28 protein-coding genes, 1 tRNA gene and 2 pseudogenes are annotated in these 26,678 nt (G+C 56.1%); 8 read left to right on the top strand and 23 right to left on the bottom strand.

Annotated features, from left to right (window positions below; translation table 11 throughout):
* Nucleotides 1–6 precede the first annotated feature (6 nt).
* Both AC0L7S_RS09725 and AC0L7S_RS09720 read left to right on the top strand, forming a co-directional pair.
* A complete protein-coding gene (locus AC0L7S_RS09725; RefSeq protein WP_473470669.1) occupies nt 7–150 on the top strand; it encodes a hypothetical protein in 144 nt (47 codons plus the stop codon).
* Nucleotides 120–908 carry a diacylglycerol/lipid kinase family protein gene (locus AC0L7S_RS09720; RefSeq protein WP_473474249.1) on the top strand — a complete coding sequence of 263 codons (789 nt, stop codon included), beginning with the start codon at nt 120–122 and terminating at the stop codon, nt 906–908. The genes AC0L7S_RS09725 and AC0L7S_RS09720 overlap by 31 nt, the downstream gene beginning before the upstream one ends.
* Nucleotides 909–915: 7 nt before the next feature.
* On the opposite strand, the gene AC0L7S_RS09715 is transcribed toward AC0L7S_RS09720, so the two are convergent.
* The 3 genes from AC0L7S_RS09715 to AC0L7S_RS09705 form a co-directional block, all read right to left on the bottom strand.
* The gene (locus AC0L7S_RS09715) at nt 916–1,380 is read right to left on the bottom strand and encodes a hypothetical protein (protein ID WP_473470667.1); all 465 of its coding nucleotides are present in this window, start codon (nt 1,378–1,380) and stop codon (nt 916–918) included.
* Nucleotides 1,381–1,392: 12 nt separating this feature from the next.
* Complete coding sequence (locus AC0L7S_RS09710) at nt 1,393–1,719, bottom strand: ElaB/YgaM/YqjD family protein (protein ID WP_473470665.1); 327 nt, start codon at nt 1,717–1,719, stop codon at nt 1,393–1,395.
* A 109-nt stretch (nt 1,720–1,828) separates the two neighbouring features.
* Nucleotides 1,829–2,590 carry a Crp/Fnr family transcriptional regulator gene (locus AC0L7S_RS09705; RefSeq protein ID WP_473470664.1) on the bottom strand — a complete coding sequence of 254 codons (762 nt, stop codon included), beginning with the start codon at nt 2,588–2,590 and terminating at the stop codon, nt 1,829–1,831.
* A 196-nt stretch (nt 2,591–2,786) separates the two neighbouring features.
* Here AC0L7S_RS09705 and AC0L7S_RS09700 point away from each other — a divergent pair, with 196 nt between their 5' ends.
* Nucleotides 2,787–3,188 carry a response regulator gene (locus AC0L7S_RS09700; RefSeq protein ID WP_473470663.1) on the top strand — a complete coding sequence of 134 codons (402 nt, stop codon included), beginning with the start codon at nt 2,787–2,789 and terminating at the stop codon, nt 3,186–3,188.
* Here the strand turns inward: AC0L7S_RS09700 and AC0L7S_RS09695 are convergent.
* On the bottom strand, nt 3,161–3,709 hold the full coding sequence (locus tag AC0L7S_RS09695; protein WP_473470662.1) for a sigma-70 family RNA polymerase sigma factor: 549 nt from the start codon (nt 3,707–3,709) through the stop codon (nt 3,161–3,163). The two genes, AC0L7S_RS09700 and AC0L7S_RS09695, sit on opposite strands and share 28 nt — an antisense overlap.
* A gap of 2 nt (nt 3,710–3,711) precedes the next feature.
* Complete coding sequence (locus AC0L7S_RS09690; protein WP_473470661.1) at nt 3,712–3,930, bottom strand: NepR family anti-sigma factor; 219 nt, start codon at nt 3,928–3,930, stop codon at nt 3,712–3,714.
* Nucleotides 3,931–4,147: 217 nt separating this feature from the next.
* Between AC0L7S_RS09690 and AC0L7S_RS09685 the strand changes: the two genes are divergently transcribed.
* The 4 genes from AC0L7S_RS09685 to AC0L7S_RS09670 all read left to right on the top strand — a co-directional run bounded on the left by AC0L7S_RS09685 (nt 4,148) and on the right by AC0L7S_RS09670 (nt 6,872).
* Nucleotides 4,148–4,942: a response regulator gene (locus AC0L7S_RS09685; protein WP_473470660.1), complete on the top strand. Its 795-nt coding sequence runs from the start codon at nt 4,148–4,150 to the stop codon at nt 4,940–4,942.
* A gap of 75 nt (nt 4,943–5,017) precedes the next feature.
* Nucleotides 5,018–5,185, top strand: a complete 168-nt coding sequence (locus AC0L7S_RS09680; RefSeq protein WP_473470659.1) for a DUF1328 domain-containing protein — start codon at nt 5,018–5,020, stop codon at nt 5,183–5,185.
* Nucleotides 5,186–5,373: 188 nt separating this feature from the next.
* The gene (locus AC0L7S_RS09675) at nt 5,374–6,399 is read left to right on the top strand and encodes a sensor histidine kinase (protein ID WP_473470658.1); all 1,026 of its coding nucleotides are present in this window, start codon (nt 5,374–5,376) and stop codon (nt 6,397–6,399) included.
* A gap of 224 nt (nt 6,400–6,623) precedes the next feature.
* Nucleotides 6,624–6,872, top strand: a complete 249-nt coding sequence (locus AC0L7S_RS09670) for a YMGG-like glycine zipper-containing protein (protein WP_473470657.1) — start codon at nt 6,624–6,626, stop codon at nt 6,870–6,872.
* A 206-nt stretch (nt 6,873–7,078) separates the two neighbouring features.
* Here AC0L7S_RS09670 and AC0L7S_RS09665 read toward each other — a convergent pair whose 3' ends face one another.
* From AC0L7S_RS09665 to xylF, 4 genes and pseudogenes are all read right to left on the bottom strand, one after another.
* On the bottom strand, nt 7,079–8,701 hold the full coding sequence (locus AC0L7S_RS09665) for a CHASE domain-containing protein (protein ID WP_473470655.1): 1,623 nt from the start codon (nt 8,699–8,701) through the stop codon (nt 7,079–7,081).
* A gap of 223 nt (nt 8,702–8,924) precedes the next feature.
* On the bottom strand, nt 8,925–9,725 hold the full coding sequence (locus AC0L7S_RS09660) for an ATP-binding cassette domain-containing protein (RefSeq protein WP_473470654.1): 801 nt from the start codon (nt 9,723–9,725) through the stop codon (nt 8,925–8,927).
* A gap of 14 nt (nt 9,726–9,739) precedes the next feature.
* Nucleotides 9,740–11,055: pseudogene (locus AC0L7S_RS09655) on the bottom strand (sugar ABC transporter permease).
* A gap of 369 nt (nt 11,056–11,424) precedes the next feature.
* The gene (gene xylF / locus AC0L7S_RS09650) at nt 11,425–12,465 is read right to left on the bottom strand and encodes a D-xylose ABC transporter substrate-binding protein (protein ID WP_473474118.1); all 1,041 of its coding nucleotides are present in this window, start codon (nt 12,463–12,465) and stop codon (nt 11,425–11,427) included.
* A 250-nt stretch (nt 12,466–12,715) separates the two neighbouring features.
* Between xylF and AC0L7S_RS09645 the strand changes: the two genes are divergently transcribed.
* Nucleotides 12,716–13,975 carry an ROK family protein gene (locus AC0L7S_RS09645; RefSeq protein WP_473474117.1) on the top strand — a complete coding sequence of 420 codons (1,260 nt, stop codon included), beginning with the start codon at nt 12,716–12,718 and terminating at the stop codon, nt 13,973–13,975.
* On the opposite strand, the gene phoB is transcribed toward AC0L7S_RS09645, so the two are convergent.
* From phoB to AC0L7S_RS09575, 14 genes and pseudogenes are all read right to left on the bottom strand, one after another.
* Nucleotides 13,954–14,643, bottom strand: coding sequence for a phosphate regulon transcriptional regulator PhoB (gene phoB, locus AC0L7S_RS09640; protein WP_473474116.1), 690 nt, complete (start codon nt 14,641–14,643; stop codon nt 13,954–13,956). The two genes, AC0L7S_RS09645 and phoB, sit on opposite strands and share 22 nt — an antisense overlap.
* A 25-nt stretch (nt 14,644–14,668) precedes the next feature.
* Complete coding sequence (gene phoU / locus AC0L7S_RS09635) at nt 14,669–15,376, bottom strand: phosphate signaling complex protein PhoU (protein WP_473474115.1); 708 nt, start codon at nt 15,374–15,376, stop codon at nt 14,669–14,671.
* A gap of 40 nt (nt 15,377–15,416) precedes the next feature.
* Nucleotides 15,417–16,220, bottom strand: a complete 804-nt coding sequence (gene pstB, locus AC0L7S_RS09630) for a phosphate ABC transporter ATP-binding protein PstB (RefSeq protein WP_473474114.1) — start codon at nt 16,218–16,220, stop codon at nt 15,417–15,419.
* A gap of 9 nt (nt 16,221–16,229) precedes the next feature.
* A complete protein-coding gene (gene pstA / locus AC0L7S_RS09625; protein ID WP_473474113.1) occupies nt 16,230–17,069 on the bottom strand; it encodes a phosphate ABC transporter permease PstA in 840 nt (279 codons plus the stop codon).
* A gap of 3 nt (nt 17,070–17,072) precedes the next feature.
* A complete protein-coding gene (gene pstC / locus AC0L7S_RS09620; protein ID WP_473474112.1) occupies nt 17,073–18,050 on the bottom strand; it encodes a phosphate ABC transporter permease subunit PstC in 978 nt (325 codons plus the stop codon).
* Between the two features lie 78 nt (nt 18,051–18,128).
* The gene (gene pstS, locus AC0L7S_RS09615) at nt 18,129–19,187 is read right to left on the bottom strand and encodes a phosphate ABC transporter substrate-binding protein PstS (protein WP_473474111.1); all 1,059 of its coding nucleotides are present in this window, start codon (nt 19,185–19,187) and stop codon (nt 18,129–18,131) included.
* 247 nt (nt 19,188–19,434) lie between these two features.
* Entirely contained in the window at nt 19,435–22,821 is a 3,387-nt protein-coding gene (locus tag AC0L7S_RS09610) for a PAS domain-containing hybrid sensor histidine kinase/response regulator (protein WP_473474110.1), read from the bottom strand.
* Between the two features lie 125 nt (nt 22,822–22,946).
* On the bottom strand, nt 22,947–23,237 hold the full coding sequence (locus AC0L7S_RS09605; RefSeq protein ID WP_473474109.1) for a hypothetical protein: 291 nt from the start codon (nt 23,235–23,237) through the stop codon (nt 22,947–22,949).
* Between the two features lie 216 nt (nt 23,238–23,453).
* A complete protein-coding gene (locus AC0L7S_RS09600; protein ID WP_473474108.1) occupies nt 23,454–23,690 on the bottom strand; it encodes a hypothetical protein in 237 nt (78 codons plus the stop codon).
* A gap of 84 nt (nt 23,691–23,774) precedes the next feature.
* Nucleotides 23,775–24,005 (bottom strand): 3-hydroxyacyl-CoA dehydrogenase family protein, encoded by a 231-nt coding sequence (locus tag AC0L7S_RS09595; protein ID WP_473474248.1) that lies wholly within the window; start codon nt 24,003–24,005, stop codon nt 23,775–23,777.
* Nucleotides 24,006–24,194: 189 nt separating this feature from the next.
* A pseudogene (locus AC0L7S_RS09590) lies at nt 24,195–24,892 on the bottom strand (3-hydroxyacyl-CoA dehydrogenase family protein); the annotation flags it as partial.
* A gap of 341 nt (nt 24,893–25,233) precedes the next feature.
* On the bottom strand, nt 25,234–25,818 hold the full coding sequence (locus tag AC0L7S_RS09585) for an enoyl-CoA hydratase/isomerase family protein (protein ID WP_473474107.1): 585 nt from the start codon (nt 25,816–25,818) through the stop codon (nt 25,234–25,236).
* A 129-nt stretch (nt 25,819–25,947) separates the two neighbouring features.
* A complete protein-coding gene (locus tag AC0L7S_RS09580) occupies nt 25,948–26,433 on the bottom strand; it encodes a hypothetical protein (RefSeq protein WP_473474105.1) in 486 nt (161 codons plus the stop codon).
* A 130-nt stretch (nt 26,434–26,563) separates the two neighbouring features.
* Nucleotides 26,564–26,638: transfer RNA gene (locus AC0L7S_RS09575), tRNA-Glu, on the bottom strand.
* Nucleotides 26,639–26,678 lie beyond the last annotated feature (40 nt).

Genomic DNA, 26,678 nt, shown 5'->3' with positions numbered 1-26,678 from the left:
TCGAATATGAAATTTGCCGTCGTGTTGAACAGGGATGGCGGCACCTTGCGCACCGCAGATCTGACCGATCTGACCGGACGCATGCAGAGGGTTTTGAAGCGGCAGGCCATGACCTCACCATTGAAGTTGTCGGTGGGAAGGATGTGGTGAACGCTCTCGATAAAGCCGTCGCGCGAAGCGGCATCAACGCCGTTCTGGTCGGCGGCGGCGATGGCACGGTCTCGGCTGCGGCGGCGCGGCTGATGGGCAAGAAAAAGGCACTGGCGGTGTTGCCAGCCGGCACCATGAACCTTTTTGCACGAAGCCTCACCATCCCCCAGTCGCTCAATGCGGCAATTGAAAGCTTTGCCAACGGCAAGATCGTGGCCGTCGACATGGCCAGCGCCAATGGCGAACCATTTGTGCATCAATTTTCGATCGGCATGCACGCCAAGTTGGTGCATATGCGAGATCAGATGGATTTCGATTCAAGACTGGGAAAAATCCGCGCTTCCGCCCAAGCGGCCTGGGCAACGGTCAACAATCCGCCTGCTCTGGACGTGGCGCTGACTATCGGCAAGGCCGAGATCATCACCCGCGCAACTGCCATCGGCATCACCAACAACCTGTTCGGCGAGGGTCATTTGCCTTACGCTGCAAACCCGGCAGGGGGTGTGTTGGGCATTTACATCACGGTTGCCAACGACAAGGGCAAACTGCTGAATTTCTTCTTCAACATGGCGCGCGGCAAATGGCGCGGCAGCGAACATGTGGAAATCCATCAAAGTGAACGTGTGATCTTGAAAATCCGCTCTTCAAGCAAAGCGTTTCACGCGGTTCGCGATGGCGAACTGACGAAGTTGGAAAAGACAACAACAATTGAAATCCACCCCAAAACTCTCAACGTCCTCGTGCCATCTTCGCCATAAACACAGGTCAAAGCGGACCATCATGCCCAGGGTCATCGCGGTCCGGCTTGGTGTTTTCACGATAAATCGCATAGGCGGCAAGTGCCGCCAACGGTCCCAGCAAAACGCCTGCCCCGCTCTTGCTGCCTAACAGTGCTGGCAAGGCAGCAAATGCAGCACTCACCCCGACTGCCGTCATGTCCGCTTTGCGCCTTCTTCGGCGTCGGCGTGATCGCGACCCTCCCGAAAGCCGGAAGATCAACACGATAAGACCAGCCAGAATGAGGAAGCCAACGCCGAACCCCAACGCCGCGTGCAACAGGCCATAGCGCATAGCCGTCCAGATGAAGCCGGACGCGATCAGGAATCCGCAACCGCAAAACGCCGCCAAAGCGGCCAGAAAATAAGCGATGGCAGCCAGACGCGCACGGCGCATGGCCTCAACCGTTTCACCCGACGCCATGCCGGCAATCAGCGATGCGACAAACCCCATAAGGATAAACCCTTAGCGTCGCGACAACAAGGCAAACAGAAACCCGGCCGCCCCGGCAAGCGCCAGAGACGTGATGGGTTTTTCGCGCACATTGGCAAGAATCTGTTCTTCAAAATCATGGGCATTGGCGCGCAGACTATCCATTGCGGCTTCGCCATGTTCACGCAACTGCTCCACCCCTTCAGCCGCAGCACGGCGGGCAGTGCCGGCACCATGTTCGCCAGTCGCGGCCAGTTGCTTGGTAAGTTTGGCTATATCCGCCTTGAGCAGCTTGATGTCCGCTTCAAGATCAGACGTTGTTCTTGTGCCGTTCGCCGTTTTCCCGGATGCCGTTACCATATAAAACTCCTTGTAAATATTGCCTGATAACGCCCAAGACGCATCAAGGTTCCCAAAAAGCCAACATCAATGCATCCACCATCCGCCCTCTAACTTAAGACGAGCGGGTCTATACCAGAGGGCGCGCCCCTTCATCCGGACCTTGCCAGCCGGATATATCTTTCAGTCCCTCGGCATCGATCACTTCGCAACCGCCATCACGCCACAAGATCAATTTACGGTCCATGAGTTTGCGCAATGTCTTGTTGGTGTGAACCAGCGACAAGCCAAGCGTATCGGCCACATGCTGCTGGGTGATGGGAATTTCCACCGGCTTCTTTCCGTTCAGCCCAACCACCTGTGCCCGTCCGTGAATGAATACGATGAGATAGGCCGCACGTTCCAGCGCAGTACGACGCCCGACACTCAGCAAATTCTCATCGAGCATTCGCTCTTCGCGGGCGGCAAGCCATGTGATGTCGTAGGCAAGACCGGGGTGATTTTGGTACAGCTTGGGCAGGTTCTCCCGTTCGAACACGCAAAGAAGAAGGCTTGAAAGCGCTTCAACCGAATGCTGCATTTCGTCCATGACGCTGCCTTGCAGGCCGATCAGGTCTCCGGGCATGACATAATTGAGAATTTGACGACGTCCATCCGGCAATAGCTTGTAACGAAAGCCCCACCCCGACAGCACCGTGTAAAGATGTGCACTATGGCTGCCTTCAACCAGCACGGTGGCACCCCGGTCGACCGCCAGTTCGCCTTTCTTGAAATCGCTGATAAAGGCCAGTTCCTGTTTCTCGAACGCACGAAATGCCGACAATGGCCGAAGCGGACAATTTTCGCATGAATAACGGCGGCTGGAAGGTGCATGGTCAATTTTTCCAGACATTTCTTCCCTTTTCCAGCGCGCGAGAGCAGCAGCCGACACGTAGCTGCCAGCGTTGCGACCATTCTGATGCTCAAACTCTAAACGTATCCGAACCCTCAACGTTCCGTGGCAAAATGACTAACCTATGTCTTATTTAAATGACAGTACGCCGATTTGCGTTCATGACACGCTTCCTCTTCCACGGAGTTTACAGCCTGTGCCAGTTTCACTCGACGGATTACGTATCCTCGTTCTTGAAGACGAGGTTCTTATTGCCCTCGACGTCGAGCAGATCTGCAGGGATCACGGCGCAAGCGAAGTCGTGACTGCAACAAGCCTGCCTGAAATTGACGGCATCTCTCTCGCCGATACATTCGACGTGGCCATCATCGACATGGTGCTGGATGGCGCATCGACATTGGAATTCGCCAAGCAGCTGCAAGACCATGGCGTGCCCTTCGTTTTCGCGTCCGGCTATTCGATCACTGACGAAATCGGCGAATTGTTTCCGGGTGTGAAATATGTCGAGAAGCCTTACGGAGGCGCTGATATCGTCAACGCGGTGGCGCATTCGCATGGAACCAGAGGCACTCAACGCGCCGACGACGTCATCACCTGAGCCGAAATCGCATCGGGGCCATAGTCCTCTTCACCGGCAACGTGCAAGACCTCCTGCAAGCGGCTACGGGCGCGGCTGACGCGGCTTTTGATCGTCCCGACAGCGCAACCGCAAATCTCGGCCGCTTCTTCGTACGAAAAGCCGGACGCGCCGATCAAAACGATGGCTTCACGCTGGTCTTCCGGCAATTGCTCAAGCGCACTGCGAAAATCCTTCAGGTCGAGCTGTCCGTGTTGGGCTGGATGAACCGAGAGCCGGGCAGTCATGATACCATCGCTGTCTTGCACCTCACGCCCGCGCTTGCGCATTTGCGAATAGAACTCGTTTCGCAGAATCGTGAAAAGCCAGGCTTTCAGGTTGGTACCCGGCTGGAAGCTTTCATGCTTGTCCCATGCCTTCACGAGCGTTTCCTGAACGAGGTCGTCCGCCCTGTCGACATTTTGCGACAGGGAAACCGCGAACGCACGCAAACTCGGAATGGTACCGAGAAGTTCAGCCTTGAAACCTTCGGAAACGGCCATGGTCAGTCCTTCTTCCGAGTAGGTTCGCTCTGCTCCAGCTGATTAAGTAGCTGGGCAAAACGATCCGGCACATCATCAGAAACGAGATCGTCGTAATATTGCTTGAGTTTACGGCCAATTTCCGAATTTGGCCCAAGTGGATTTCCGGCACCGTTGAGACGCCTGTCCGCACCAGCCTCATCCTTGTTGCCAGTTTCGTCATTCTTGGAAGTATTTTTCATTTGCCCATATTCCAGTTCCCCAAGCCTCTTCCACACACAGGACGCAGGACCAAAGCCACCCCGTCTGGCCGATCGACCTGCACTTAACGTGAAAACGTAACATTGGTTCCATGATGGTTGGAACTTTTTAGCGACAACGGCGTTTTTGATGTCGGGGCTTGCAAATCATCGCAATCTGCCCGCTCGTACAACACGTCATGTGAGGGAGACGTAAATCGTGAATTTATCCGCCACTATCGCACCAAATCTTCCATATCTGCGCCGCTTTTCCCGAGCCGTTTCCGGTTCTCAGGAAAGTGGCGATGCCTTGGTCGCTGCCATGCTGGAAGCCATCATTGCAGATGCCGATATTTTTCCCCAAGCTTCAAACGACCGCATCGCGCTCTACAAGCTGTTTGCGAAAATGTTCACGTCCGTCGCCATCCGCATTCCGCAGGATCAAACGCAGTCGGAATGGGAAAAGCGCGCGGCCACAAATCTCAACGCACTTGCGCCACGACCACGCCAGGCATTCCTGCTTGTTGCCGTTGAAGGGTTCAGCGAGGAAGACGCAAGCGAAATCCTCGATGTGGATGAGGCGCAATTTTCCGAACTTCTCTCCCAGGCCAGCAGCGAGATATCGCGTCAGGTCGCAACCGACATTCTCATCATCGAAGACGAGCCTTTGATCGCCCTGGATATCGAGGAAATGGTCGAGAGCCTTGGCCACAATGTTGTCGGCACAGCGCGCACACATGAAGAGGCGGTGGCGTTGTTTGGCAAGACGCACCCCAAAATGGTGCTGGCCGACATTCAACTGGCAGACGGTAGTTCCGGCATTGATGCCGTCAATGAGATACTCGCATCGACTTCAGTGCCAGTGATTTTCATTACCGCGTTTCCCGAACGCCTGCTGACTGGCGAACGCCCGGAACCGGCCTTTCTGGTTACCAAGCCCTTCAACCCGGACATGGTCAAGGCACTGATCAGCCAGGCCCTGTTTTTCGACCGCCAGGCCAGAGCGGCAGCCTGACCCGATGTTTTTTCAACATCTTGGAACAAATGTCACCGGCTCGCGTTTTTTCTGCAACAGTCACAGGAGTTGATCATGCTTTATTGGACGCTTGTATTCCTGGTTGTCGCAATCATTGCCGGTGCGCTTGGCTTTGGCGGTATCGCCGGCGCTTCTGCGGGGTTGGCCAAGATACTGTTCTTCATCTTCCTGGCATTCCTCGTCATTTCGCTGATCGCCGGCTTTATCAGGCGCGCCCGATGATTTCGCAGCCCGCTGGCTTTGCCGCAGATGAGAGAAGTAGCAAATGAATGCTGGAGACCGCCCCCTCATACGGTTTCCAGTCGCCGCCGGGCAGCGTTCTCAATGGACACTGTCCGGCGGAACATTTTCTGAACCAATAGAGCATAAGATGGGCATTCGCAGCCACGAGGAGAAAGCAAGACTGGCAAATGGAACTCAGGTCCGGAGCAGACGCCAATAAAGGCAGCAAGGCCGTTGAGCCGTCGGCAAGCGCCGATTCACAGTTAGGACGCGCACTCCTTCACGCATTGCGCAACGCAGGGGTGTCGGTTCTCTATCAGGATCTCGATCTGAAAACCGTGTGGGCTCGCAACATGCCAGCGCCCTGGGCTTCGGGCACTTCCGACAATGATACGATACTCCACCCCATTCAGGTCGAACGTATCGCCGCCGCACGGCGCAAAGCCATCGACACGGGAAACAGCGATCATTTTGAGTTCAGCGCGCCCGGCAACGACGGCATACGCTGGTTTGAAGTGTGGGTCGACCCTGACATGAGGGATGACAACAGCGTGTGCGGCGTCATGACGACCAAGGTCGAGATCACCGAACGCAAACGTCGCGAGCAGGCTTTGCGAACGCTGCTGCGCGATGTCAGCCATCGCTCAAAGAATCTGCTCGCCATCATACAAAGCATTGCCAGCCAAACAGGCCGCTACTCACAAAACATCACGGATTTTCTGGGACGCTTTCAGGGCCGGCTGCAATCTCTTGCGTCGTCGCAAGATTTGGTCACGTCGTCGAATTGGCGCGGTGCAGAACTGCGCGAACTCATTCTCGGGCAGATTGGCCGCTATACCAACGGCACCCAAAGCGCGCTGCGCTTCGAGGGCACCAATCCTTATCTCAGCCCCAATGCCGCCTTGCATATCGGTTTGGCCATGCATGAACTCGTTGTCAATTCGCTGGCATACGGTGCCTTGTCTCACCCTGGTGAAACGATCACCGTTTCGGCAAAATTGAGCGAAAGCGACGATGGCAAACCAGCGTTGCAACTACTGTGGAGCGAACCGATCGGCAATAGTGAGGAACTGCCCGTGCAAAAGCATTTCGGCCGCGTGACATTGGAGCGCGTAGTGCCGGTTTCGCTGAATGGAGAGGCAAAGCTGGATGTCGTTGGCGATCGGCTCGAATATCGCCTGAGCGTTCCCAACGGCAACTTCGAGACCGGGTAAAACAACACCGGAACCATCATACATCCAGCGCGTTCCTTCAATGGAAAGAAAAGCGAAAATGAATTCCATGGCGCAAAGCATGACATCTTGTGCTAGGAAAATTCCTGGGAAACAAAGTTCGGTTTTCCGATTGGAATTGTGTACAATCAAAGAGATAGGCAATACGCTCTGGTGGTGGAAGATCGATCCAAGGCGAGTGAGTTAATAGCGAGAGGAGTGACTACATGCGTAATATGATCATTGCCGTGGCCGCACTCGCAGCCCTTAGCGGCTGCACCACGACAGAACAGGACGTGGGCGTGGGAACTGCGGCCGGTGCCGTCATCGGCGGTATTGCCGGCGGTGGTAAAGGCGCATTGATTGGCGCAGCCGTCGGGGCTGGCTCCGGTCTTCTGGTGCGCAATCTGCGTAATGGCTATTGCCAGTACCGCAGCCCGCGTACAGGCCGGATTTACACGAGACGCTGCAACTAGTGCATGTCGCCCAAAAGTGTGCAGCGGTTTTGGGACAACGACATGCACAAAAACAAGGGCTTAAAGCACCCTGCATGAATCCCTTAAGACGCGATGTGCAACTAATAGCGGGATGAGGAAAACAATGGGAGGTTGGCAATGTCAGCCTCCCATTTTCGCAGTGTGGTGCAATAGAGGTGTCGCACAACAGACAGCTCGAAAATGCCTCAACCCTTCAGTGGGATTCTGATTTCAACCTTCAAGCCGTCCGATTGATAATCACGCTCGATGGTGCCGTTCAGTTCGCGCGAAATGTTCATATCTATCAGCTTCGTACCAAACCCTGGCTTGGCCGGAGTTTCCATTTGTGTGAGGCCGGTTTCACTCCAGTTGAGCACGAGAACCTTGTCCCCTTTGCGCCCTTGTATCTTCCATTTGACCTTGAGCGCGTCGTCAAAATTGCCGGCGTTGCCATATTTCAATGCATTGGTCGCCAATTCATGGAAAGTCAGGCCAAGCGCCTGCGTCGTTAACTCGTCAAGCAGCACTTGCGGTCCCGACAGGATATCGTCAGGAAGTTCCTTGCCAAAAACCTGGCCCAGTTCAATGCGCAAGAGATCGCCTAGATCGGCTTTTTGCCAGCGTGATCGCGTCAGCATGTCCTGCGAGGCAGCCATCGCTTGCAGGCGTGCCGAAAACGATTCCGAAAATTCGCCGATATCGGCCGAGCGCGAAGCGGTTTGACGCGAGATCGCCAAAACCCGGGTAATCGAATTCTTGATCCGATGCTTCATCTCCTGAAGCATCAGGTCTTTCTCAAGCAGGCTCCGCTCAGTCGTCTCATGCAATTGCGAAGCCACATCATAGGCGCGTTCCTTGTAGCGGGCGACCAGCGCTATAGCCCCGGCAAGCAGCAGACCGAACAGGCCCAGCATGATCGGTATCGAACGCGAGGACGGACGGGCAAACGCACTGGTTGGCCGAAACTGGATGATCCATTGCCGGCCCGCGACGCTAAGTTCGCGTGTATCGAGAAGATCATTGCCAATGCCCGTAACAGGCGGCGTCTCCGAGCGGAATATCAACTCGTCAGGATCAACCTTGCCGTCGTAAATCTCTACATTGAGTGGCAGAATTGGCATTCGGCTAAATGCCGTCTGAAACAGATCGCCCGCACGAAACGCCGCATACAAAAATCCGGCGGTCGATGAGGTGTCCGCATTCACCCCGTCGGGTGAGGTGTTCACGACAAGGCGCGAAAATACGAAAAACCCTGGGAATACGCGTTCAGAGCCGGTCTTCTCACCGAGCAGCACACGGCCGCTCGCATGTTGCAGATCGTCCTTCATCGCAAGTTCGATCGCAGCGCGGCGAACCGGTTCGCTCATCATGTCGTAGCCGATACTGGACTGGTTGGCAGGATCGAGGGGTTCGAACAAGACGATAGGCGTTCGCAATTTCTGTGTCGTCTCGGGATAGATGTTTCGCTCAAAACCGTGATTGAGCGTGATCGCCCGCTCGGCTACAGCCTCATCACCAGCCTTGACCAGCTTGACGAAGCCGATGCCGCGCAAGCCGGAAAAATTGCTGTCAACATCGAGTGCGTCGAAGAACGCCTTGAACTCGGTGCGCGAAATTTCTCCATTGCGCGCTTCGAAAAGCGCCTTCGTCGAGCGAAGCAGTGAAAGTTGCAGATCGAGGCGGCTTTCGATGCGGTTTATCGCAGCATCGGCTGTCGCCCCGAACTTGATCCGAGATGCTTCCTGCGCCGCATAATAAGCAAAGCCTGCCATCATGAGACTGACCAGAGCGACAGCGAGGAACGTCAAATAAGGGAAAAGCTTCTTCAATTGACAATGCGGCCTGTATCAACTCTGGAGCGTTCCAGAACTCTACTTTGCGCCATTTTGATGGAATACGGTTTGCTCGACTCCGCAAATAGCTCACGGACCTTCTTAACGGGTCCACACGCCAAGACAAGCGCGCATCGCCAAAGCGAACTTCGCAAAAGCGGTCATCATCGACCGCCTCGGATCGATTCAGGTCAGGATTTGCAAGAGTGCCAAGCTTCGATCAGGCAGCCATTTTCTGGGCACCAGGGCCGGGAATGGCACCGGGCGGACATTTGCCAAGGATGATCATGCCAAGCACCTCATCTTCGGTAACGTCGGTCGTTTTCGCCGTTCCCACGACCTGTCCGTTCTTCATCACGCATACGCGGTCGGCCAGATCGAACACATCATGAATGTCGTGACTTATCAAAAAGATGCCGATACCGTCTTTCTTGAGTTGTTTAACCAGTTCGCCAACTTGTGCGGTCTCCTGAGGTCCAAGTGCCGCTGTCGGCTCATCCATGATCAGAATACGCGCGTCGAACAAAATCGCCCGCGCAATGGCGACCGACTGGCGTTGACCGCCGGACAGTTTGATGACGGGTTCCTTGAAACGTTGAAAGCGCGGATTTAGGCGCCCCATGACCTTGCGCGCTTCTGCCTCCATCGCAGCGTCGTCCAGCGTATTCCACGGCGTCATCAATTCGCGCCCCAGAAACAGATTGGCGGCGGCGTCAACATTGTCTGCCAATGCAAGCGTCTGATAGATCGTCTCGATCCCGTATTTCTTGGCGTCGCGCGGGTTGGAGATCGCGGCCTCCTTGCCATTGACGAATATCTGGCCAGCATCGCGCTTGTAGGCACCCGACAATATCTTGATCAAGGTGGACTTGCCCGCCCCATTGTGACCAAGCAACGCCACGACTTCACCGGCAAACAGGTCGACGGAAGCATCGTCGACGGCACGAATTCCGCCAAAAGCGATCGAGATGTTCTTTATGTCGACCAGTGGAGTGGCGCTTGCCTGTTCCTTGACTGCCATGATCCTATATCCCTCTAGACGCGCTTGCGGTAAACGGTATCGAGCCAGACGGCGATGACAAGAACTGTGCCAACGACGATGCTTTGCAGCGGTGAATCGACACCCAGCAATACCATCCCCGATTGAAGCGATTGCATCAAAAGCGCGCCAAGCATGGCGCCGATGATCGTGCCCGCGCCTCCGGCCAGCGAAGTGCCGCCAATAACCGCCGCAGCGATGACCAGCAACTCGTCGAGTGTGCCAAGTGCATTTGTCGACGCGTTAAGGCGTGCCGAGGAGATTGCCGCGCTAATGGCAACAAGCGCCCCCATGATCATGAAGACCTTCGTCGTGACCCAGCGGGTATTGATACCAGCGAGATTGGCCGCTTCCGGGTTGCCGCCGATGGCAAATACATAGCGCCCGAACCGCGTGCGATTGGTGACGAATGTCATGACGATGCCGACAGCGACGGCCATCAGAACGGGAATTGCGATGCCGTGCGATATGAACAATCCTCCCTCGGGAATTGTGATGCCGTTCGCCTGAGCATATCTTTTGACGATGCCAATCGGCCAGGGATAGGCATTTGCAACCCAAACCGCACCAAGCACCAGCGCGCAGCCAACAGCGCCAAGCAGTGTTTCAGCCCAGACCGGTCGCAATGGAAAACCGAAACGCTTGCGTTGCACACGCCCATTGAGAAGCATGAGCACAATGGCGGCGCAGCCAACAATGCCGATGACCCAACTCCATGTTGCGCCAATCGACCCTTTCGGACCGCCGCCCATAAGCTGGAAAGTGGCATCGAGAGGAGCGATCGTCTGGCCGCTTGCGACCCACCATGCAGCACCGCGCCAGACAAGCAGCCCCCCAGCGTGACGATAAATGACGGCACTTCCAGATAGGCAATGATGTAGCCCTGGAACGCGCCGATGATCACGCCAAGCGCGATCCCGCACAACAATGCGATGATCCATATCCACGGATCGCCAAGCTGAAAGCCCACCACGCGGATCAATATCTGTGCCTGCATGATGCCCATAACCATAGCGACCACGCCCTCAAGCGAGCCAACCGATAGATCGATATTGCGCATGACGATCACCAGAACCATGCCCGTTGCCATGATCGCCACCGAGGAGGTTTGAACGGAGAGATTCCACAGGTTTCGCGGCGTCAGGAAAAGGCCGCCAGACAGGACATGGAGAAGAACCCAGATGAGGATCAGTGCCGCGATCATGCCCAACATGCGGGTATCGACTTCAGTCGCCTTGAGAAAGCGTGCGATGGGGCCAAGCTCTGTCTCACGCGCCTGATCGGCTGGTGTGTCGGATACCGTGTCGGTCATATTGCCCTCCCACCGGCTAACTGCCCGGCGCATGGCCTGCGGCATTCTTGAACAATTCCTGGAAAATTATGCAGCGGTTTTCCTGGAATCGCGCAGAACGAAACTTAATGCATGTCGCCCAAAAGTGTGCAGCGGTTTTGGGACAACGACATGCATAAAAACGAAAGCTAAAAGCACGCTGCACGAATCCTTTTAGACGCGGCGTACTTTAACGCGGCCAAGCGATTCAATCAAAAGCTGAATCGGCCCAATCGTACTGTCTTTCCATTCCTGCCGAAAGTGGCCAGTCCTGTAGGAAATAGAAAGCCGTTTGGAAAACGCCGCGGCTCCAGGAACCGCGGCGTCAATAAGCAGACGATCAAGACGTCCTCAGTCGCAAGCCGCCACTGTGCCTGCCGCAACGCCGGCGCAAGCTGCATCTTTCGATATCCAGCCCGCATCGATGACGACGTTGAGGTTGTCCTTGGTGATAGCCACCGGCTTGAGGAATACCGATTTGACGGTATTGCCACCCGGCGTGGTGAAATCCTGAACATTGGGAATGTCAGTCATTGCCTTGCCATCAGCAAGCTCGGCCGCAATTTCGGCAGCATTCTTGCCGAGTTCACGTGCATCTTTCCACACCGAAACCGTCTGTGTGCCCAGCGCGACCCGGTTGAGCGCCGCATGGTCGCCATCCTGGCCCGAAACCGGAACGGTTCCAGCAAGGCCCTGTGCCGTCAGCGCCGCAATGGCACCACCTGCCGTGCCATCGTTTGAGGCCACCACCGCATCGACCTTGTTGTCATTGGCGGTGAGGAACTGTTCCATGTTTTTCTGCGCGTTGGCCGGCAGCCAGCCGTCGGTATATGCCTCGCCGACATTCTTGATCTTGCCGGAATCGATAGCATCCTTCAGCACTTCCATCTGCCCGGAGAACAGGAAGTCGGCATTTGGATCGGCACCTGAGCCCTTGATGAAGACATAATTGCCCTCAGGCTTCACCTTGAACACTTCACGCGCCTGCATACGCCCGACTTCCTTGTTGTCGAAGGTCAGGTAGAAAACATTACTGTTCTCGATCAAGCGGTCATAGCCAACAACCGGAATGCCCTCATCGAGCGCCTTTTGAACGGCTGGGCCGATTGCCGAGGCATCCTGCGCCAGAATGATAAGCGAATTGGCACCCTGACTGATCAGGCTTTCCACATCAGTCAACTGCTTGGCCGCCGACGACTGAGCATCAGCGGAGATATAGGTGTCGCCAACGGCCTCGATTGCGGCCTTCATGGCGGCTTCATCGGTCTTCCAGCGCTCTTCCTGGAAGTTTGACCAGGAAACGCCGATGATCTTGTCTTTCGCCTGGGCGACCGACACGAGCGTCAGCGACAAGGCGGCACCCGCCAGAATGGCGGCCGTGAATTTCCTCATGATTTCCTCCCTACGCCGTGCGGGCGCAACTGATCTGACCCGAGGGTCGGCACAAAGGCTTTTTTCGAGCCTCGAAAAAAGTGTGCCGCAACACCGGGCACCTGTCAACCGGGATTTATTTTTGGAAATCGATTTATTTCGAGTTTCGACATAAATAGTGACAGCCTTGTCGGCTTCTGCCAATATCCACCGCATATGCCGTCCGTATCTGACAGTCCACCGTCTGCGGCGGCGGGGAGGACTGCAACCCATGACGGTAGGAATTCGCCACGACGATCTGCGCCGGCGTAACAGGGCGATGGTGATCTCGGCTGTCCGCCGCAGCGGCCAGACATCGAGAACCGAGGTCGCGGCAACCACCGGTCTCAGCCATTCGACAATCTCGGCCATTGCGGCGAGCCTGATCAACGAGGGAATTCTTGCCGAAGGCCGCCAGGGCTCACAAACGCTGAAGCGCGGTCGTCCGCAGGTTGCCCTCACACTTGAACCACGCGCGGCGATGGTCGCCAGCATTGTCTTGTCGTTGAACTACCTGTCAGCCACCATCATCGACTACGCGGGTGAAACCGTATGCGAGGAGCAGCAGCGACTGGACACGCGCGCCATGCCGCGAGAAGAGCTGATAGAGGCGTGCATCTCGATCTTGCGCCAACGACTGGCCGATCCCAGGCTTGGCGGATGTCAGGTGATGCGCATTGCGCTCGCCATACAAGGCATAACCGATGCGCCATCGCGGTCGATGTTGTGGTCGCCCATCACCCATCACACGGACATTGCCTTTGCCAACATTCTGGAAAAGGAATTTTCGATCCCCGTTACCGTCGAAAACGACTGCAACATGATGGCGGTGGCGCTACGCTGGCGAAAGCCGGATCGCTACCGCGACGATCTCATCGCCATCCTGCTTTCTCATGGCATCGGCATGGGGCTGGTGCTGAAAGGTGCGCTGTTCACCGGCACGCATTCGTCAGGCGGGGAATTTGGCCACATGATCCACAAGCCCGACGGCGCGCTGTGCCGCTGTGGCCGCCGCGGCTGCATCGAGGCCTATGCCGGCAACTACGCCATCTGGCGAAATGCCCACATGCTCAGTGAAAATGACGATCCGATCGACAATATCAGCGACGCCGACATGCTGGCACTTGCCACCGCCGCACGGCTCAAAGACGGACCGGAGCGTGAAGCTTATCGCAAGGCCGGTGAAGCACTGGGCATTGGCCTGGGAAGCCTGTTTGCGTTGATCGACCCTGCACCTGTTTCCATGGTGGGCGCCAGCGCTGCCGCATTCGATCTGATCGAACCCGCCCTGCGTGATGCGATTGCCAAGACCGCCGGTGGCCATCACTCCACGTCCATCTCGTTCGACATCGAAGCAGATGAGCGGTCGCTGATCCGTGAAGGTTGCGCGGTGCGCGCCCTCACTTTTATCGATCACGAGATTTTCGCAGGCGGCGTTCAAGCGCAGCCGGAGGCAACGTCACCTCAGCTTCACTCTTCCCTGATCGCGTAACCGGCGCCGCGAATGGTGCGGATGACGTCAGCCGTCTGGCCATTATTGACAGCCTTGCGCAAGCGCCCGACATGGACATCGACGGTGCGCTCGTCGATATAGATGGTTTCGCCCCATACATTGTCGAGCAACTGGCTGCGCGAAAAAACACGCCCCGGATGACGCATCATGAATTCCAGCAAGCGGAACTCGGTCGGCCCCAGGCTGATCTCGCTCTTCTTGCGGTAAACCCTGTGCGATTCCCGGTCGAGCACGATATCGCCAACCTGGAGCACACTGGATAAAACCTCAGGCTTGGCGCGCCTGAGCAGCGCCTTCACCCGCGCCATGAATTCCGGCGTCGAGAACGGCTTGACCAGATAGTCGTCGGCACCGGTCGACAGGCCGCGAACACGGTCGCTTTCTTCGCCACGTGCCGTCAGCATGATAATTGGCAAACGTTGCGTCTCGGGTCGCATACGCAAACGCCGGCACAGTTCGATGCCCGAAATGGCAGGAACCATCCAGTCGAGCACCAAAAGATCGGGCACATTTTCCTGAAGTCTGAGATCGGCTTCATCGCCGCGTGTCACGACCTCGACGTGATAGCCTTCCGATTCCAGATTGTAGCGGAGCAAAACGCCAAGCGGCTCCTCGTCTTCTACCACCATGATGCGCGGTGCAATCATTTGCGCTGGTTTCCTGTCTCGCTTGTCACGCAGCCGGAACGGACATTGCCGTCTCATCGAGCTTTGGACGGTTGGACGGCAATTGTTCACCCGTCAGTACATAATAGGCGTTTTCGGCGATGTTGGTGACATGATCGCCAATACGCTCAAGGTTCTTGGCGCAAAACAGAAGATGCGTGCAAGCCGTGATATTGCGCGGGTCTTCCATCATATAGGTGAGCAATTCACGAAAGGCCGATGTATATTTGACGTCGATACGTTCGTCGTCGTCACGCAATTTTGCCAGCCCCGGCGCGTTCAACCTGCCATATTCCTCGATCACGCCCTGCACCTGTTCAAGCACCAGATCAGCCATAGAATTGATCGAAAAAGCCAATTCGCGCGGCGTGACACCCTGGCCAACAGCACTGACGCGCTTGGCGATGTTCTTGGCCAGGTCCCCGATACGTTCAAAATCGCCCGCCATGCGGATGGCACCGACCACCGCCCGCAAATCCTGCGCCATCGGCTGGCGCCTGGCAATCAGCGCGATGGCGCGATCGTCAAGTTCACGCTGGCGCGTATCCATGATCGCGTCGTCCGAAACGATCCGCTGCGCCAGTGCGTTATCCGAGTTGAGCAGTGCGCGGGTCGCGCCACCCACCATTGAACCGGCCAGAGTACCCATCTCGCCAATAAGCTGGCCGACCCGATTGAGTTCTTCGTCAAAAGACGCAACCGTATGTTCACCCATGATCTATCCTTGCATCCCAACGTTTTTCACAGGAACCGGATCAGCCGAAACGTCCGGTGATATAGTCCTGCGTGCGCTTCTCCCGCGGTGACGTGAAGATTGTCTCGGTCTGGTCGAATTCAATCAACTCGCCCAGATACATGAAGGCTGTCTGACGAGACACGCGCGCCGCCTGCTGCATGTTGTGGGTGACGATGACAATCGTGTAGTCGGCCTGCAACTCGTCGATCAGTTCCTCGATCTTCGCTGTCGATAGCGGGTCAAGCGCCGAGGCCGGTTCGTCGAGCAGGATAACCTCAGGTTTGACCGCAACGGTCCGGGCAATGCACAGCCTCTGCTGCTGGCCACCCGACAGGCTCAACCCGCTGTCGTTGAGCTTGTCTTTGACCTCACTCCAGAGGGCAGCGCGTTTCAACGCCTGTTCGACGCGCCCGTCGAGTTCCGATTTACTGAGCGTTTCATATAACCGAATGCCGAAGGCGATGTTTTCATAGATCGACATCGGAAATGGTGTCGGCTTCTGGAACACCATGCCGATCTTCGTGCGCAGAAAATTGAGATCCTGCGAGCGGTCAAGAATGTTTTGACCGTCGAGCAGAATTTTTCCTTCGGCGCGCTGTTTTGGATAAAGTTCGTAGATGCGGTTGAAAACGCGCAACAGCGTCGACTTTCCGCAACCCGACGGCCCGATAAAAGCCGTGACGCTACGCGCCGGCAAGGACAGCGTAATGTCCTTCAACGCTCTGTTTTCACCATAATAGAAGTTGAGGTTGTCGACCTCGATCTTCATTTTGTCAGCGACCGGTTCGGCCACGTTTTTTTCCAGCGACAACATCTGTGTCATCTGTCCTCTCTAGGTCCTGCGTCCGGTTAGGGTTCGGGCAAAGATACTCAAAGCCAAAACCGTCAGCGTAATGATAAGTGCGCCTGTCCACGCCAGTTGCTGCCATTCCTCGTAAGGGCTGAGGGCGAACTGGAAGATGGTAACAGGCAGACTGGCCATCGGCGCGTTTATGTTGCTGCTCCAGAACTGATTGTTCAAAGCAGTAAACAGTAGCGGTGCCGTTTCGCCCGAGATGCGCGCAACCGCCAGCAGGATGCCTGTCACAATGCCCGACATCGCGGCACGATAGCCAACGGAACGGATGACGATCCAGCGAGGAGCACCAATCGCCGTTCCAGCTTCACGCAGTGCATTGGGCACCAGCAACAGCATGTCCTCGGTGGTGCGCACGACAACCGGAATGACCAGAATGGCAAGCGCAACCGATCCCGCCAGAGCCGAAAAATGCCCCATCGGCCTGACGACAAGTTCGTAGACGAACAGGCCGATAATGATCGATGGCGCGGAAAGCAGGATATCGTTGATGAAACGCACGATCACCGTGAGCCGTGAAAATCGCCCGTATTCAGCCATATATGTACCTGCAAGCACACCAATCGGCGTGCCGACAATCATGGCCAACACCGTCATCACCAGACTGCCGGCAATGGCGTTCAACAGGCCGCCTGCATCGCCCGGCGGCGGCGTCATTTCAGTAAACACCGAAAGTGACAGACCGGCTGCACCTTTGAAAATCAGGGCACCCAGAACCAACGCCAGCAAGGCAAGCCCGATACCGGCAGCCACGACGCACAACATCATCATGACACCGTTTCTGGTCTTGCGTCTGCTTTGCAATGAAGAAGACATGGCTCAGCCTCCAGCCCGGCGTTCGATCCGCATCAGCATGTAGCGCGCCGCAGCCAGAATCGCGAAGGTGATGACGAACAGGATCAGGCCAAGCCCGATCAATGACGATGTGTAGAGGTCGCCATCAGCCTCGGTAAATTCATTGGCAATCGAGGCCGAGATTGTCGTGCCCGGAGCAAACAGCGATGCACTGATGCGATGCGCGTTACCAATGACAAAGGTCACCGCCATTGTTTCGCCGAGCGCGCGGCCAAGACCCAGCATCACACCTCCCATGATGCCCACCCGCGTATAAGGAATGACCACGCTGCGGACCACCTCCCATGTGGTGCAGCCAATACCATAGGCAGACTCTTTCAATACAGCCGGAACAGTGTCGAAAACATCCTTGGTGATGGAGGTGATAAAAGGCAGAACCATGATCGCGAGGATGAGCGCCGAGGTCAAAAGGCCGATGCCGTACGGTGGCCCCGCGAACAGGCTTGATAGCACCGGGACGTCCTTGAACAGCGCGATGACGAAGGGTTGTACGGTGGTCTGGAGAAAAGGCGCCAGTACAAACAGGCCCCATATGCCATAGATGATCGAGGGAATGCCGGCTAGAAGTTCGATTGCAATAGCGATCGGTCGACGCAGGGCGCGCGGGCACAACTCCGTCAGGAAAACAGCAACGCCAATACCGATGGGAACAGCGATCAGCATGGCAATGGCAGCCGTTACGATCGTCCCGTAGATTGGTGCCAGTGCACCAAACTTCTCGGTGACGGGGTTCCAGCTTTCGGTGGTGAGGAAGCCAGGCCCGAAGGTCGTAAGCGCTTCCCATGACCCGGCCAGAAGCGAGATCGCAACCCCACTAAGAATGAGAAGAACGAGTATCGCCGAAAAACGCGTGAGACCGTGAAAAATGGCGTCGGTAAACGCAAAACGACGAACGGTCGCGTCTCTTTGCCGAGCCAGATCCTCGCTAGCAACCAACGCCATGCCGGAAATTCCCTGATTGAAGCCGAATACGAATAAAAATCAATGCGGAGCCGGCACAACCGGCCCCGCATCCTGTTACTACATCGCCGAGAAAAGTGACTTGCCGTCAGCGCCGACAATGTCCTTGGTCCACATCTCTTCAATGCTTTTGACCACATTGTCAGGCATTGCCACATAGTCGAGCTCGTCGGCCATTGCATCGCCATTGGCATAAGACCAGGCAAAGAACTTGAGCGCTTCTGTCGAAGCAGCGGTATCTTCCGGCTTCTTGTATAGCAAAATCCAGGTCGCAGCCGTCATTGGCCACGATTCTGCACCCGGCTGGTTAGCAAGAATGACGCCGTAGCCTGGCTTGGAACTCCAGTCCGCATTGGCAGCAGCCGCAGAAAACGCCTCTGCAGTCGGCGCAACCTTCTTGCCGTCCTTGTTCATCATGTCCAGATGGGTCAGCTCGTTTTGCTTGGCATAGGCATATTCGACATAACCGATAGCCCCGCTCGTCTGGGCGACATTGTTGGCAACACCCTCGTTACCTTTGGCGCCGATGCCGACTGGCCACTGAAGTGCTGTGTTGACGCCGACTTCTTCCTTCCATTCAGCGCTGACGTCGCCGAGATAATAGCTGAAATTGAAAGTGGTACCCGATCCATCGGAGCGATGTACAACTGCAATGGCCTGCGAAGGAAGCTTGGCGTCCGGGTTGAGCTTCTTGATCGCCTCATCGTCCCAATCAGTGATGTTGCCAAGGAAGATGTCGGCCAGTGTCGTCCCGTCGAGAACCAGTTCGCCCGGCTTGATCCCCTCGATATTGACGACGGGAACGATACCGCCCATCACCATCGGGAACTGGGCAAGACCGATGGTTTCCAGATCCTCGCCCTTGAGCGGTGCGTCGGATGCACCGAAAGTGACGGTCTTGTTCTTGATCTGCTTGATGCCACCGCCGGAACCGATCGACTGGTAGTTGAGCCCATTGCCCGTCGCGGTTTTGTAGGCATCGGCCCATTTTGCGTAGATCGGATATGGGAAGGTTGCGCCCGCACCCGAAATATCTGCGGCGTAAACAGCGGAAAGAGAAAGGGTGGATGCTGCAGCGGTTGCGACCGCAAATGCTGCTGAGCGAATGAAATGTTGCATTGGCCTGCTCCTGTTCGCAAGATGGTCTCTTGGCGCTCTGTAATCAGCACCTGGAGAGGCCATAGCGCCCGTTTATAACAGTCGCATGACAGTTTCATGTCGATCCTGTTACCTTGAACACAAGTGTGGTGAGGACGGCATACCGCAGCCCTCTACATTGGCGAAATTCCGGAGAAAATGCGAAGCGGTTTCCTGTCCAGTATTCTGGAATTTTTGACGGCGACGCGAAATGATCCCGCGATGTGCTTTAGGCTATACCGTGTCGATCTGTGTCATTCTGGCTAAGCCAGCGCTCGACTTTCGCCATCAATGCCTTGGGGCTGATGGGTTTCGACAAATAATCGTCCATACCCGCTTCAAGACAGCGCTCGCGATCATCCTTCAACGCATGAGCAGTGACGCCGACAATGGGAACATGCGCTCCCTGCGCACTTTCCTGCTGGCGAATGATCCCCGTGGCCTCGATCCCATTCATTTCCGGCATCGAAACATCCATCAGGATCATGCGAGGTTTGAGTCTTGCAAAGGCGTCGATTGCCTTGCGGCCGTTATCAACCACCTGGAAACGATAGCCGCTTTCATGCAGGATCTGGGTAAAGACCAGCTGGTTTACCTCATTGTCTTCGACAACGAGAATATCCAGATCACAACCCTCATCGTCACTGGATTGCGGCCGCGCCACGCTGGACGGCGACACACTCGCAATTACCGCCGAAACCGGCTGAAGCTGCTCTATCTCATAAATCTCAGCTTCGCTTGGATACGCGAAATCATCTGCAAGCAGCCCAATCTTTGCCGCGCGCCGACGCTGGATAAGCGCGACAAGAGTTTCCACAAGAGCAGATGCACGCGCCGGCTTGACGAGGTGGGCATCGATACCCAGATCGTGATAATCGGCGCTGGCAAGCGGCTGGTCAACCGATGTCAGCAAGAGGATCGGTGTGTCTGCATAACTCGCCGCGCTGCGAATAATGCGTGCCATCTCCATCCCGTTCATTGTGGGCATCTGGTAGTCGAGAATGACACAATCGACCGGAACACCATGGATTGCCGCAACCTCGAGAACCTTCAGACCCTCTTCCGCGCTTTCGGCGGCACATGCGTCGAATGCCCATGCTGCCATCTGCTCGCTCAGGATAGAACGGTTGATGGCATTGTTGTCGACGATCAATATTCGCGATCCGCTCACATCCACCGGCATATTGCGTTTTGGGGTCGGGCGATTGCTCCGCGGCAAAGTCATGTTGAACCAGAAGGTCGATCCTCTACCCTCTGCGCTGTCAACGCCCATTTCTCCGCCCATGAGGCCGACGAGACGCGAGGAAATAGCAAGACCCAGTCCCGTACCTTCGTGGCGGCGCGTCGACGAGGCGTCAACCTGGCTGAATTTATCGAAGATCAGGGCGAGTTTATCCTTGGCAATACCGATGCCGGTATCTGTAACCGAGATACAAAGCTTCGTATCCGAACCTGCATCCTCGCCATTGACCTCGACAAGGACATGTCCCTTGTCGGTAAATTTGACCGCATTGCCCAACAAATTCATCACGATCTGGCGAATGCGGGCAGCGTCGCCGATGAACGATCCTTCGAGATCAGGATTGACACGAACGATAATCTCGATGTCCTTTTCCTTGGCGGCGCTCGCCATCAGCGTTGTTGCATCCTCAATCGCTTCGCTGATGTTGAGCGGCGCACAATCAAGAACGAGTTGACCGGCATCGATCTTCGAGAAATCGAGAATGTCGTTGATGATGGTCAGCAGCGTATTGCCCGACTTGACGATAATGTCGGTAAAAGTCTTTTGCTTCGGATCGAGATCGGATTTTGCCAACAGTTCCGCCATACCAAGAACACCGTTCATGGGTGTGCGGATTTCATGACTCATATTGGCAAGGAATTCGGATTTGGCCCGATCGGCGAGAACGGCCCGCTCACGCGCCTCATCCAACTCGGCTTCCCGTTGCATGAGCACGGAAATGTCTGCGCTCGACGCGACCAGATGCGTCGAGCCATCCTTGGCAACCAGCCGGCTTTTGCGCGTCAATAATTGCCGCACCGTGCCATCGCGCTGCGTGAAATCCTCTTCGATTTCCTGAAGGATGCCGGTGCGCGCCACTTCTGCATCGGCGCCATCATGGACAAGCCCATACTCGTTTCCAAATAGCTCGCTTTCGGTACGCCCGATGGCCTCGTCCTTGGAAAATCCGGTGAGTGCGCACCATGCCTTGTTGACGAATTCGATCTTGCGGTCGACGGATTTGGTGAAGGCCGAGACCGGCAACTCGTCCATGACATGATGAAACAGGGCAACCTGGTTCAAACTCTCGCCCAGCGTTTTTTCCCGCGCCTTCAGGTCGGTGATGTCGTAATAGGAGATCAACCGCTTGCCGTGACTGAGCGTCGTGACCGAGTAGATCAAGCTGCGACCGTCAGCCCGTGTGAATTCACGCGGCTGTCCGTCGCCTGCGCTGACTTCCGCCAACCGCGAGGCGATGTAATCATCCCACACTTGATCGGAAGCATCGCCAAGGCATATCCGGCGGTTTTCGTCCAGCAAAGTGCGAAACGAGATTCCCGGAGCAACATGCTCGCTGGTCACCTTCCAAATGTCGTAAAAAGCGCGATTTACGATCTCCGTCTTGAGATCCGCATCGACGATCACAAGGCCCATATTGATGGAGTTGATGACGCGTTCAAGATCGCAGAGTAAATCGTGACCACGCTCTTCAGCCAATAAGACTTCCGTGCGACGGGTCTCAAGCTCGGTGACATCCGTGCAGATGGATATGACGCCGCCGTCTTCTGCCCGTGCTTCACGATGCATGATCAAGCGACCATCCTTGAAACGCAGCATTGACGAAGAACCGGACAGGTCACGACGTTTGCCCAGAACCACGCCGCGCCATGCCGAAGCGTCCAGCCCTTCGGTATCCCAAAGGTCGCGCTCCAGGCCGGTATCGATCAACGTTTCGAAGTTCACGCCCGGATGGACCATATCGGCCAGCCCGCCATACATGGAAAGCATCGCTTCATTGTGCAGTACAAGCACATTATTCTCGTCATAAAGGCAGACCGCATCGCTCAGTTCATTGAGCGCCAGCATCAATCGTCGGGCCTCATGATGCGCATCAGCGCGCGCCGTCGCACTCTTCAACTCCGGCATCATGCCGGCCAGCGCCGTCACATTGCGCCCGATGCCACGATACCCGATGAACATTGAATCGGCATCGAACCGTGGGACGCCTGTAACCGAAACCCAATGACACGCCGGACGAGCCCCTTTCAGTTCATAGATGAAATCACGAAATGGTCGGCGCGCCTGTAAATCTTCCATATGGGCAATGGCACTGGGGTTGCCTTGTTGGGCCTGTTCGAGGAAATCGAAACGGAAACGCCCAAGCACAGCCGCCGGGTCGAGCCCTGTTGCGTCCTGGTAATTCTCTGAAAGCCACGAAAATCTGAGGTCGGCATCGGTCTCCCAAAGCCAATCGGAACCGAGTTCGATTAATTCTCGAAGAGTATCCACCGAATCCAGATATTGTTTCGACGCAGTCGTCTGTTCTGGCAACGAACTCACCTCGCCAAATTTACCGTCGACGGCTTTGTCGGATGGTCCATCCCCATTCCCCATGGCCATATTGCCAAAAAAGCACGCTAATCGTCGCCCCACGCAACGCGTTGAAGAAATTTGAAGCAGAACACTTAAGGATCAGCTAAACTTGACAGGAAAAGCAGGCATGGCGCATGTCTGGCCCACTAAGCCGGGTTGCTTGTAATAACCGTTATCGACGGTGTTTCGGTGCGATCAATGGTCAGATTTGAAAAAATCTCGTTCTGTCTGATGACCAACCTTCTTCTGGCAACAGTTGGCTGCACGCGCACCAGCGACGGCACCGTCATGATTCCAAAGCAGATCGACGTAAGGCGAGCCTGGGACAAGGGGCCGACACCAACACAAACACCAGCCGTCGCCAGTGGTTCAAACGTCTTTCCGGTTGCTGCTCCACCCACGCCAAGCACAAGCGGAAAGAAAGCGAATAATGGCACCCGTCGCTCGCAGAATAAAGCGACAGGCAAAACCCGACCCACCAAGCCGCTGAATTGTGGCAATGCGCACGAAACGGGCGGGCGCGTGATCGTTATTTGTCAATAAATGCGGAAACCGCTGCGCACCTCTCCCGAAATTTCCCCAAGTATTTGTTTTTCCGCATTCCCGGACGGAAAACGGCTGCACGGTTTTCCTGGAAGTGTTCCAGAACACACTCAAAGCGAGGCCGCGCCTGTCCTGGTCTGGTCGGCACCAAATGCGTCCAGTGCAACGCGGGCCTGGCGCAACTCATCTTGCCAGCCATCATCATCGTCCATCGTACTTTCCGACGCTGCCCGCTGCAGAGCCCGCGCTTCGGTTTCGATAGCACGCAACTTCTCGATTTTTTGCTCGCGTGTCAGCTTCGCATTATCAACGATGTCCTGAACCTTCTTTTCCGCTGGTGTGGCCATGACGTTTGCTCCTCATTCTGGGTTGAGAAGAACGCATGGCAGGCAAAGCGGTTCCAAACGCCAGCCTCCGATAGAGCCCGGTTCCTACCGAGACAGGTGGTTCAGATGCGGCGTCGGTCTGAAAATCTCCCGACCTGTCTGTTCATGCCAGTACTGGAGACGTTCAATGATATGCGGCAGGCCGCGCGCTTGGGCCCAGAACATCGGGCCTCCCTTGCCCACAGGGAATCCATAGCCATTGACCCACACGACATCTATGTCGGAGGCGCGTGCGGCAATATTTTCTTCGAGAATTTTCGCCGCTTCATTGACCATCGGATAGAGCGTGCGCTCAACGATTTCGTCAGCCGATATGGCCCGACGACTGACGCCCTGTTCGCGTGCTTTTTCCTCGATCAACGTATCGATAGCGGGGTCAGGCACCGGGGTGCGTGATCCCGCCTCATAGACATACCAGCCCTTGCCTGTCTTTTGACCGAACCGGCCTTCCTCACACAACCTGTCTGCGATGATAGCCGTCTTGCCCTGCGCCTTGCGGTTCTTCCAACCGATATCCAGCCCCGCCAGATCCCCCATCTGAAATGGACCCATCGGCCAGCCGAAATCGGTAAAGGCCTTGTCGATATTTTCAGGCGATGCACCTTCGAGAAGCAGATGTTCGTTCTCGGCTGACCGGGCGACAAGCATCCGATTGCCGACGAACCCGTGACTGACGCCAACAACAACCGCCGCCTTGCCGATACGTTTGGCAACGCCAAGTGCCGTTGCCAGTATCTCGGGAGCGGTTTTTGCACCACGCACGATTTCGAGCAGTTTCATGACATTGGCAGGCGAAAAAAGTGTAATCCCACCACATCCTGCGGACGACCGGTCGATGCGGCAATCTCGTTGACGTCGAGATAGGACGTGTTTGTGGCAAGCACAGCGCCCGCTTTTGCGACCGCATCAAGCTTGCCGAAAACCTCTTTCTTGACAGCCATATCCTCAAAGACCGCCTCGATCAGAAGGTCGCAATCGGCAAGGTCGCCATAGTCGGTGGTCAGCGAGAATTGCGCCATGCGGCTCGATTTGACGTCTTGCGTCAACGAGCCGCGCGCCACCGAAATCGAATAATTCTTCTCGATCATCGACTTGCCACGCGCCAGCGCCTCTTGGCTGGCGTCGAGAAGCGTCACCGGAATACCGCCATTGACGAAGGCCATGGCGATGCCACCCCCCATCGTCCCAGAACCGATGATCCCGACACGCTCAACAGTGCGAGGCTGCACATCCTTGCCAAGTCCGGGGACTTTGGTGGCCTCGCGCTGGGCAAAGAACAAATGCCGCTGAGCCCTGGATTGTTCCCCGGACACCAGTTTCGCGAAGCTTTCCCGTTCCCTGGCAAGCGCTTCATCAAACGGCAGGGTCAAGGCATTGCGCACGGATTGCGCGCAGGCAAGCGGCGCTTCAAGCCCGCGTGCCTTTCTGGTGAGTTCAGCCACCTCGGCATCGAAGGCCGCGAGATCGGTGTTGGCTATTTTCTCGACGCGATCTCGAACAGGTGTTAGCGGCTTGCCATCCATTGTTCTTTCACGCGCAAAAGCAACGGCACTTTCAACAAGATCGCCATCGCAAACCGCGTCGACCAACCCGTCAGAAAAGCGGCCGCTGCCGCTACGGGCACTCCTGAGACAATCATCTTGAGCGCTTTGGTTCCACCGATAAGGCGCGGAAGTCGAACAGTGCCGCCTCCACCCGGCAAGAGGCCGAGCTTCACCTCGGGAAGACCAAGTTTTGCCCCGGCATCCGCAACGCGAAAATGACACCCCAGGGCCAGTTCCAAACCGCCACCAAGTGCCGTACCGTGAATGGCTGCCACCACCGGCTTGCCAAAGCTCTCCAGTGCGGCGATCAAATCGCGAAGCTCCGGTGCCTGCATCGGCTTGCCGAATTCGGAAATGTCGGCACCCGCAACGAAAGTCCGCCCCGCGCAAGTCAACACGAGAGCCGAAACGGACGGATCTGCCGCCAACTCGTCCAGCGCCTTCAGGAGCGGTTCGCGGACGTGAAAGCTCAACGCGTTCACCGGCGGATTGTTGATGGTCAGGACAGCGATCCCGCCATCACGGCTACTTTCCACGAAACTCACGACTATATCCTCCTGGGCAGCATCGCACAGATATCTTCGTCGGCCTCGACGCGTCACCTGAACCCCTAGTGCATGTCGCCCAAAAGTGTACAGCGGTTTTGGGACAACGACATGCACAAAACAAAGCTCTTAAAGCGTAAAGGACCAGAACAGGCTGGCCAGCATGGCTGCGGCGAAAACAACAAAAAACAGGCTGCGAAGCAGAATGTTGCGCCGGAGCGCGTTCATCAGAAGATGGCATGCCACGACAGCAGCGACAAACAGGAAGCGCCAGTTCATCAGCGTCCATGGCGCGCTGCTTTGGCCAAACGCCCATTTGGCGGCAAGGCTGCCGACAATGGCCGCAAACAGGAAGACAATACACCAGAAGGCAGCATCGGCAGCATGTATCAAGACCACGCTGGCAACCCTGATCGGCAAGACCATCATCAACATCGCGCAGAAGAAATAGACAGCGGCAAGAGGCATGAAAGTGGCGGCATCGGCAATGCTGTCCAGCCGCTTCATCCCGACCACGCCGAATGGATAGCCATGTCTCGCAACAGTAAGGCTCAGCGCCATGAGAAGGGCGGCAAACACTGCAACCAATGCAAATGATGAAAGGGCTTTGTTCATGACGTTCCTGTTCCAACGAATCGGACGCAAGCTTCGTAGCTCAGCGATTATGAACGTCTCGTAACCGCGTACCACCCCAAGCGGCCATCAACCGTTCAAATACTGATCATTCTGCAAATCATGAAAAAATTGGTACGCCCAAGGGGAATCGAACCCCTGTTTGCGCCGTGAGAGGGCGCCGTCCTGACCGCTAGACGATGGGCGCAGCCAAGACCGGCGATATAGGCTGACGCTTCACAAAAAGC

It is taken from the genome of Mesorhizobium sp. G2-6-1 (genome assembly GCF_055809095.1).
The sequence above is the reverse complement of the archived record's forward strand: the minus strand, read 5'-3'. Positions and strand labels throughout refer to the sequence as shown.

Coding starts and splice junctions, on each gene's coding strand:
- AC0L7S_RS09725 (WP_473470669.1), top strand. CDS start 7: ATGAAATTTGCCGTCGTGTTGAACAGGGATGGCGGCACCTTGCGCACC.
- AC0L7S_RS09715 (WP_473470667.1), bottom strand. CDS start 1,380: ATGGGGTTTGTCGCATCGCTGATTGCCGGCATGGCGTCGGGTGAAACG.
- AC0L7S_RS09710 (WP_473470665.1), bottom strand. CDS start 1,719: ATGGTAACGGCATCCGGGAAAACGGCGAACGGCACAAGAACAACGTCT.
- AC0L7S_RS09705 (WP_473470664.1), bottom strand. CDS start 2,590: ATGTCTGGAAAAATTGACCATGCACCTTCCAGCCGCCGTTATTCATGC.
- AC0L7S_RS09695 (WP_473470662.1), bottom strand. CDS start 3,709: ATGGCCGTTTCCGAAGGTTTCAAGGCTGAACTTCTCGGTACCATTCCG.
- AC0L7S_RS09690 (WP_473470661.1), bottom strand. CDS start 3,930: ATGAAAAATACTTCCAAGAATGACGAAACTGGCAACAAGGATGAGGCT.
- AC0L7S_RS09680 (WP_473470659.1), top strand. CDS start 5,018: ATGCTTTATTGGACGCTTGTATTCCTGGTTGTCGCAATCATTGCCGGT.
- AC0L7S_RS09675 (WP_473470658.1), top strand. CDS start 5,374: ATGGAACTCAGGTCCGGAGCAGACGCCAATAAAGGCAGCAAGGCCGTT.
- AC0L7S_RS09670 (WP_473470657.1), top strand. CDS start 6,624: ATGCGTAATATGATCATTGCCGTGGCCGCACTCGCAGCCCTTAGCGGC.
- AC0L7S_RS09660 (WP_473470654.1), bottom strand. CDS start 9,725: ATGGCAGTCAAGGAACAGGCAAGCGCCACTCCACTGGTCGACATAAAG.
- xylF (WP_473474118.1), bottom strand. CDS start 12,465: ATGAGGAAATTCACGGCCGCCATTCTGGCGGGTGCCGCCTTGTCGCTG.
- AC0L7S_RS09645 (WP_473474117.1), top strand. CDS start 12,716: ATGACGGTAGGAATTCGCCACGACGATCTGCGCCGGCGTAACAGGGCG.
- phoB (WP_473474116.1), bottom strand. CDS start 14,643: ATGATTGCACCGCGCATCATGGTGGTAGAAGACGAGGAGCCGCTTGGC.
- phoU (WP_473474115.1), bottom strand. CDS start 15,376: ATGGGTGAACATACGGTTGCGTCTTTTGACGAAGAACTCAATCGGGTC.
- pstB (WP_473474114.1), bottom strand. CDS start 16,220: ATGACACAGATGTTGTCGCTGGAAAAAAACGTGGCCGAACCGGTCGCT.
- pstA (WP_473474113.1), bottom strand. CDS start 17,069: ATGTCTTCTTCATTGCAAAGCAGACGCAAGACCAGAAACGGTGTCATG.
- pstC (WP_473474112.1), bottom strand. CDS start 18,050: ATGGCGTTGGTTGCTAGCGAGGATCTGGCTCGGCAAAGAGACGCGACC.
- pstS (WP_473474111.1), bottom strand. CDS start 19,187: ATGCAACATTTCATTCGCTCAGCAGCATTTGCGGTCGCAACCGCTGCA.
- AC0L7S_RS09610 (WP_473474110.1), bottom strand. CDS start 22,821: ATGGGGAATGGGGATGGACCATCCGACAAAGCCGTCGACGGTAAATTT.
- AC0L7S_RS09600 (WP_473474108.1), bottom strand. CDS start 23,690: ATGGCCACACCAGCGGAAAAGAAGGTTCAGGACATCGTTGATAATGCG.
- AC0L7S_RS09595 (WP_473474248.1), bottom strand. CDS start 24,005: ATGGTCAATGAAGCGGCGAAAATTCTCGAAGAAAATATTGCCGCACGC.
- AC0L7S_RS09580 (WP_473474105.1), bottom strand. CDS start 26,433: ATGAACAAAGCCCTTTCATCATTTGCATTGGTTGCAGTGTTTGCCGCC.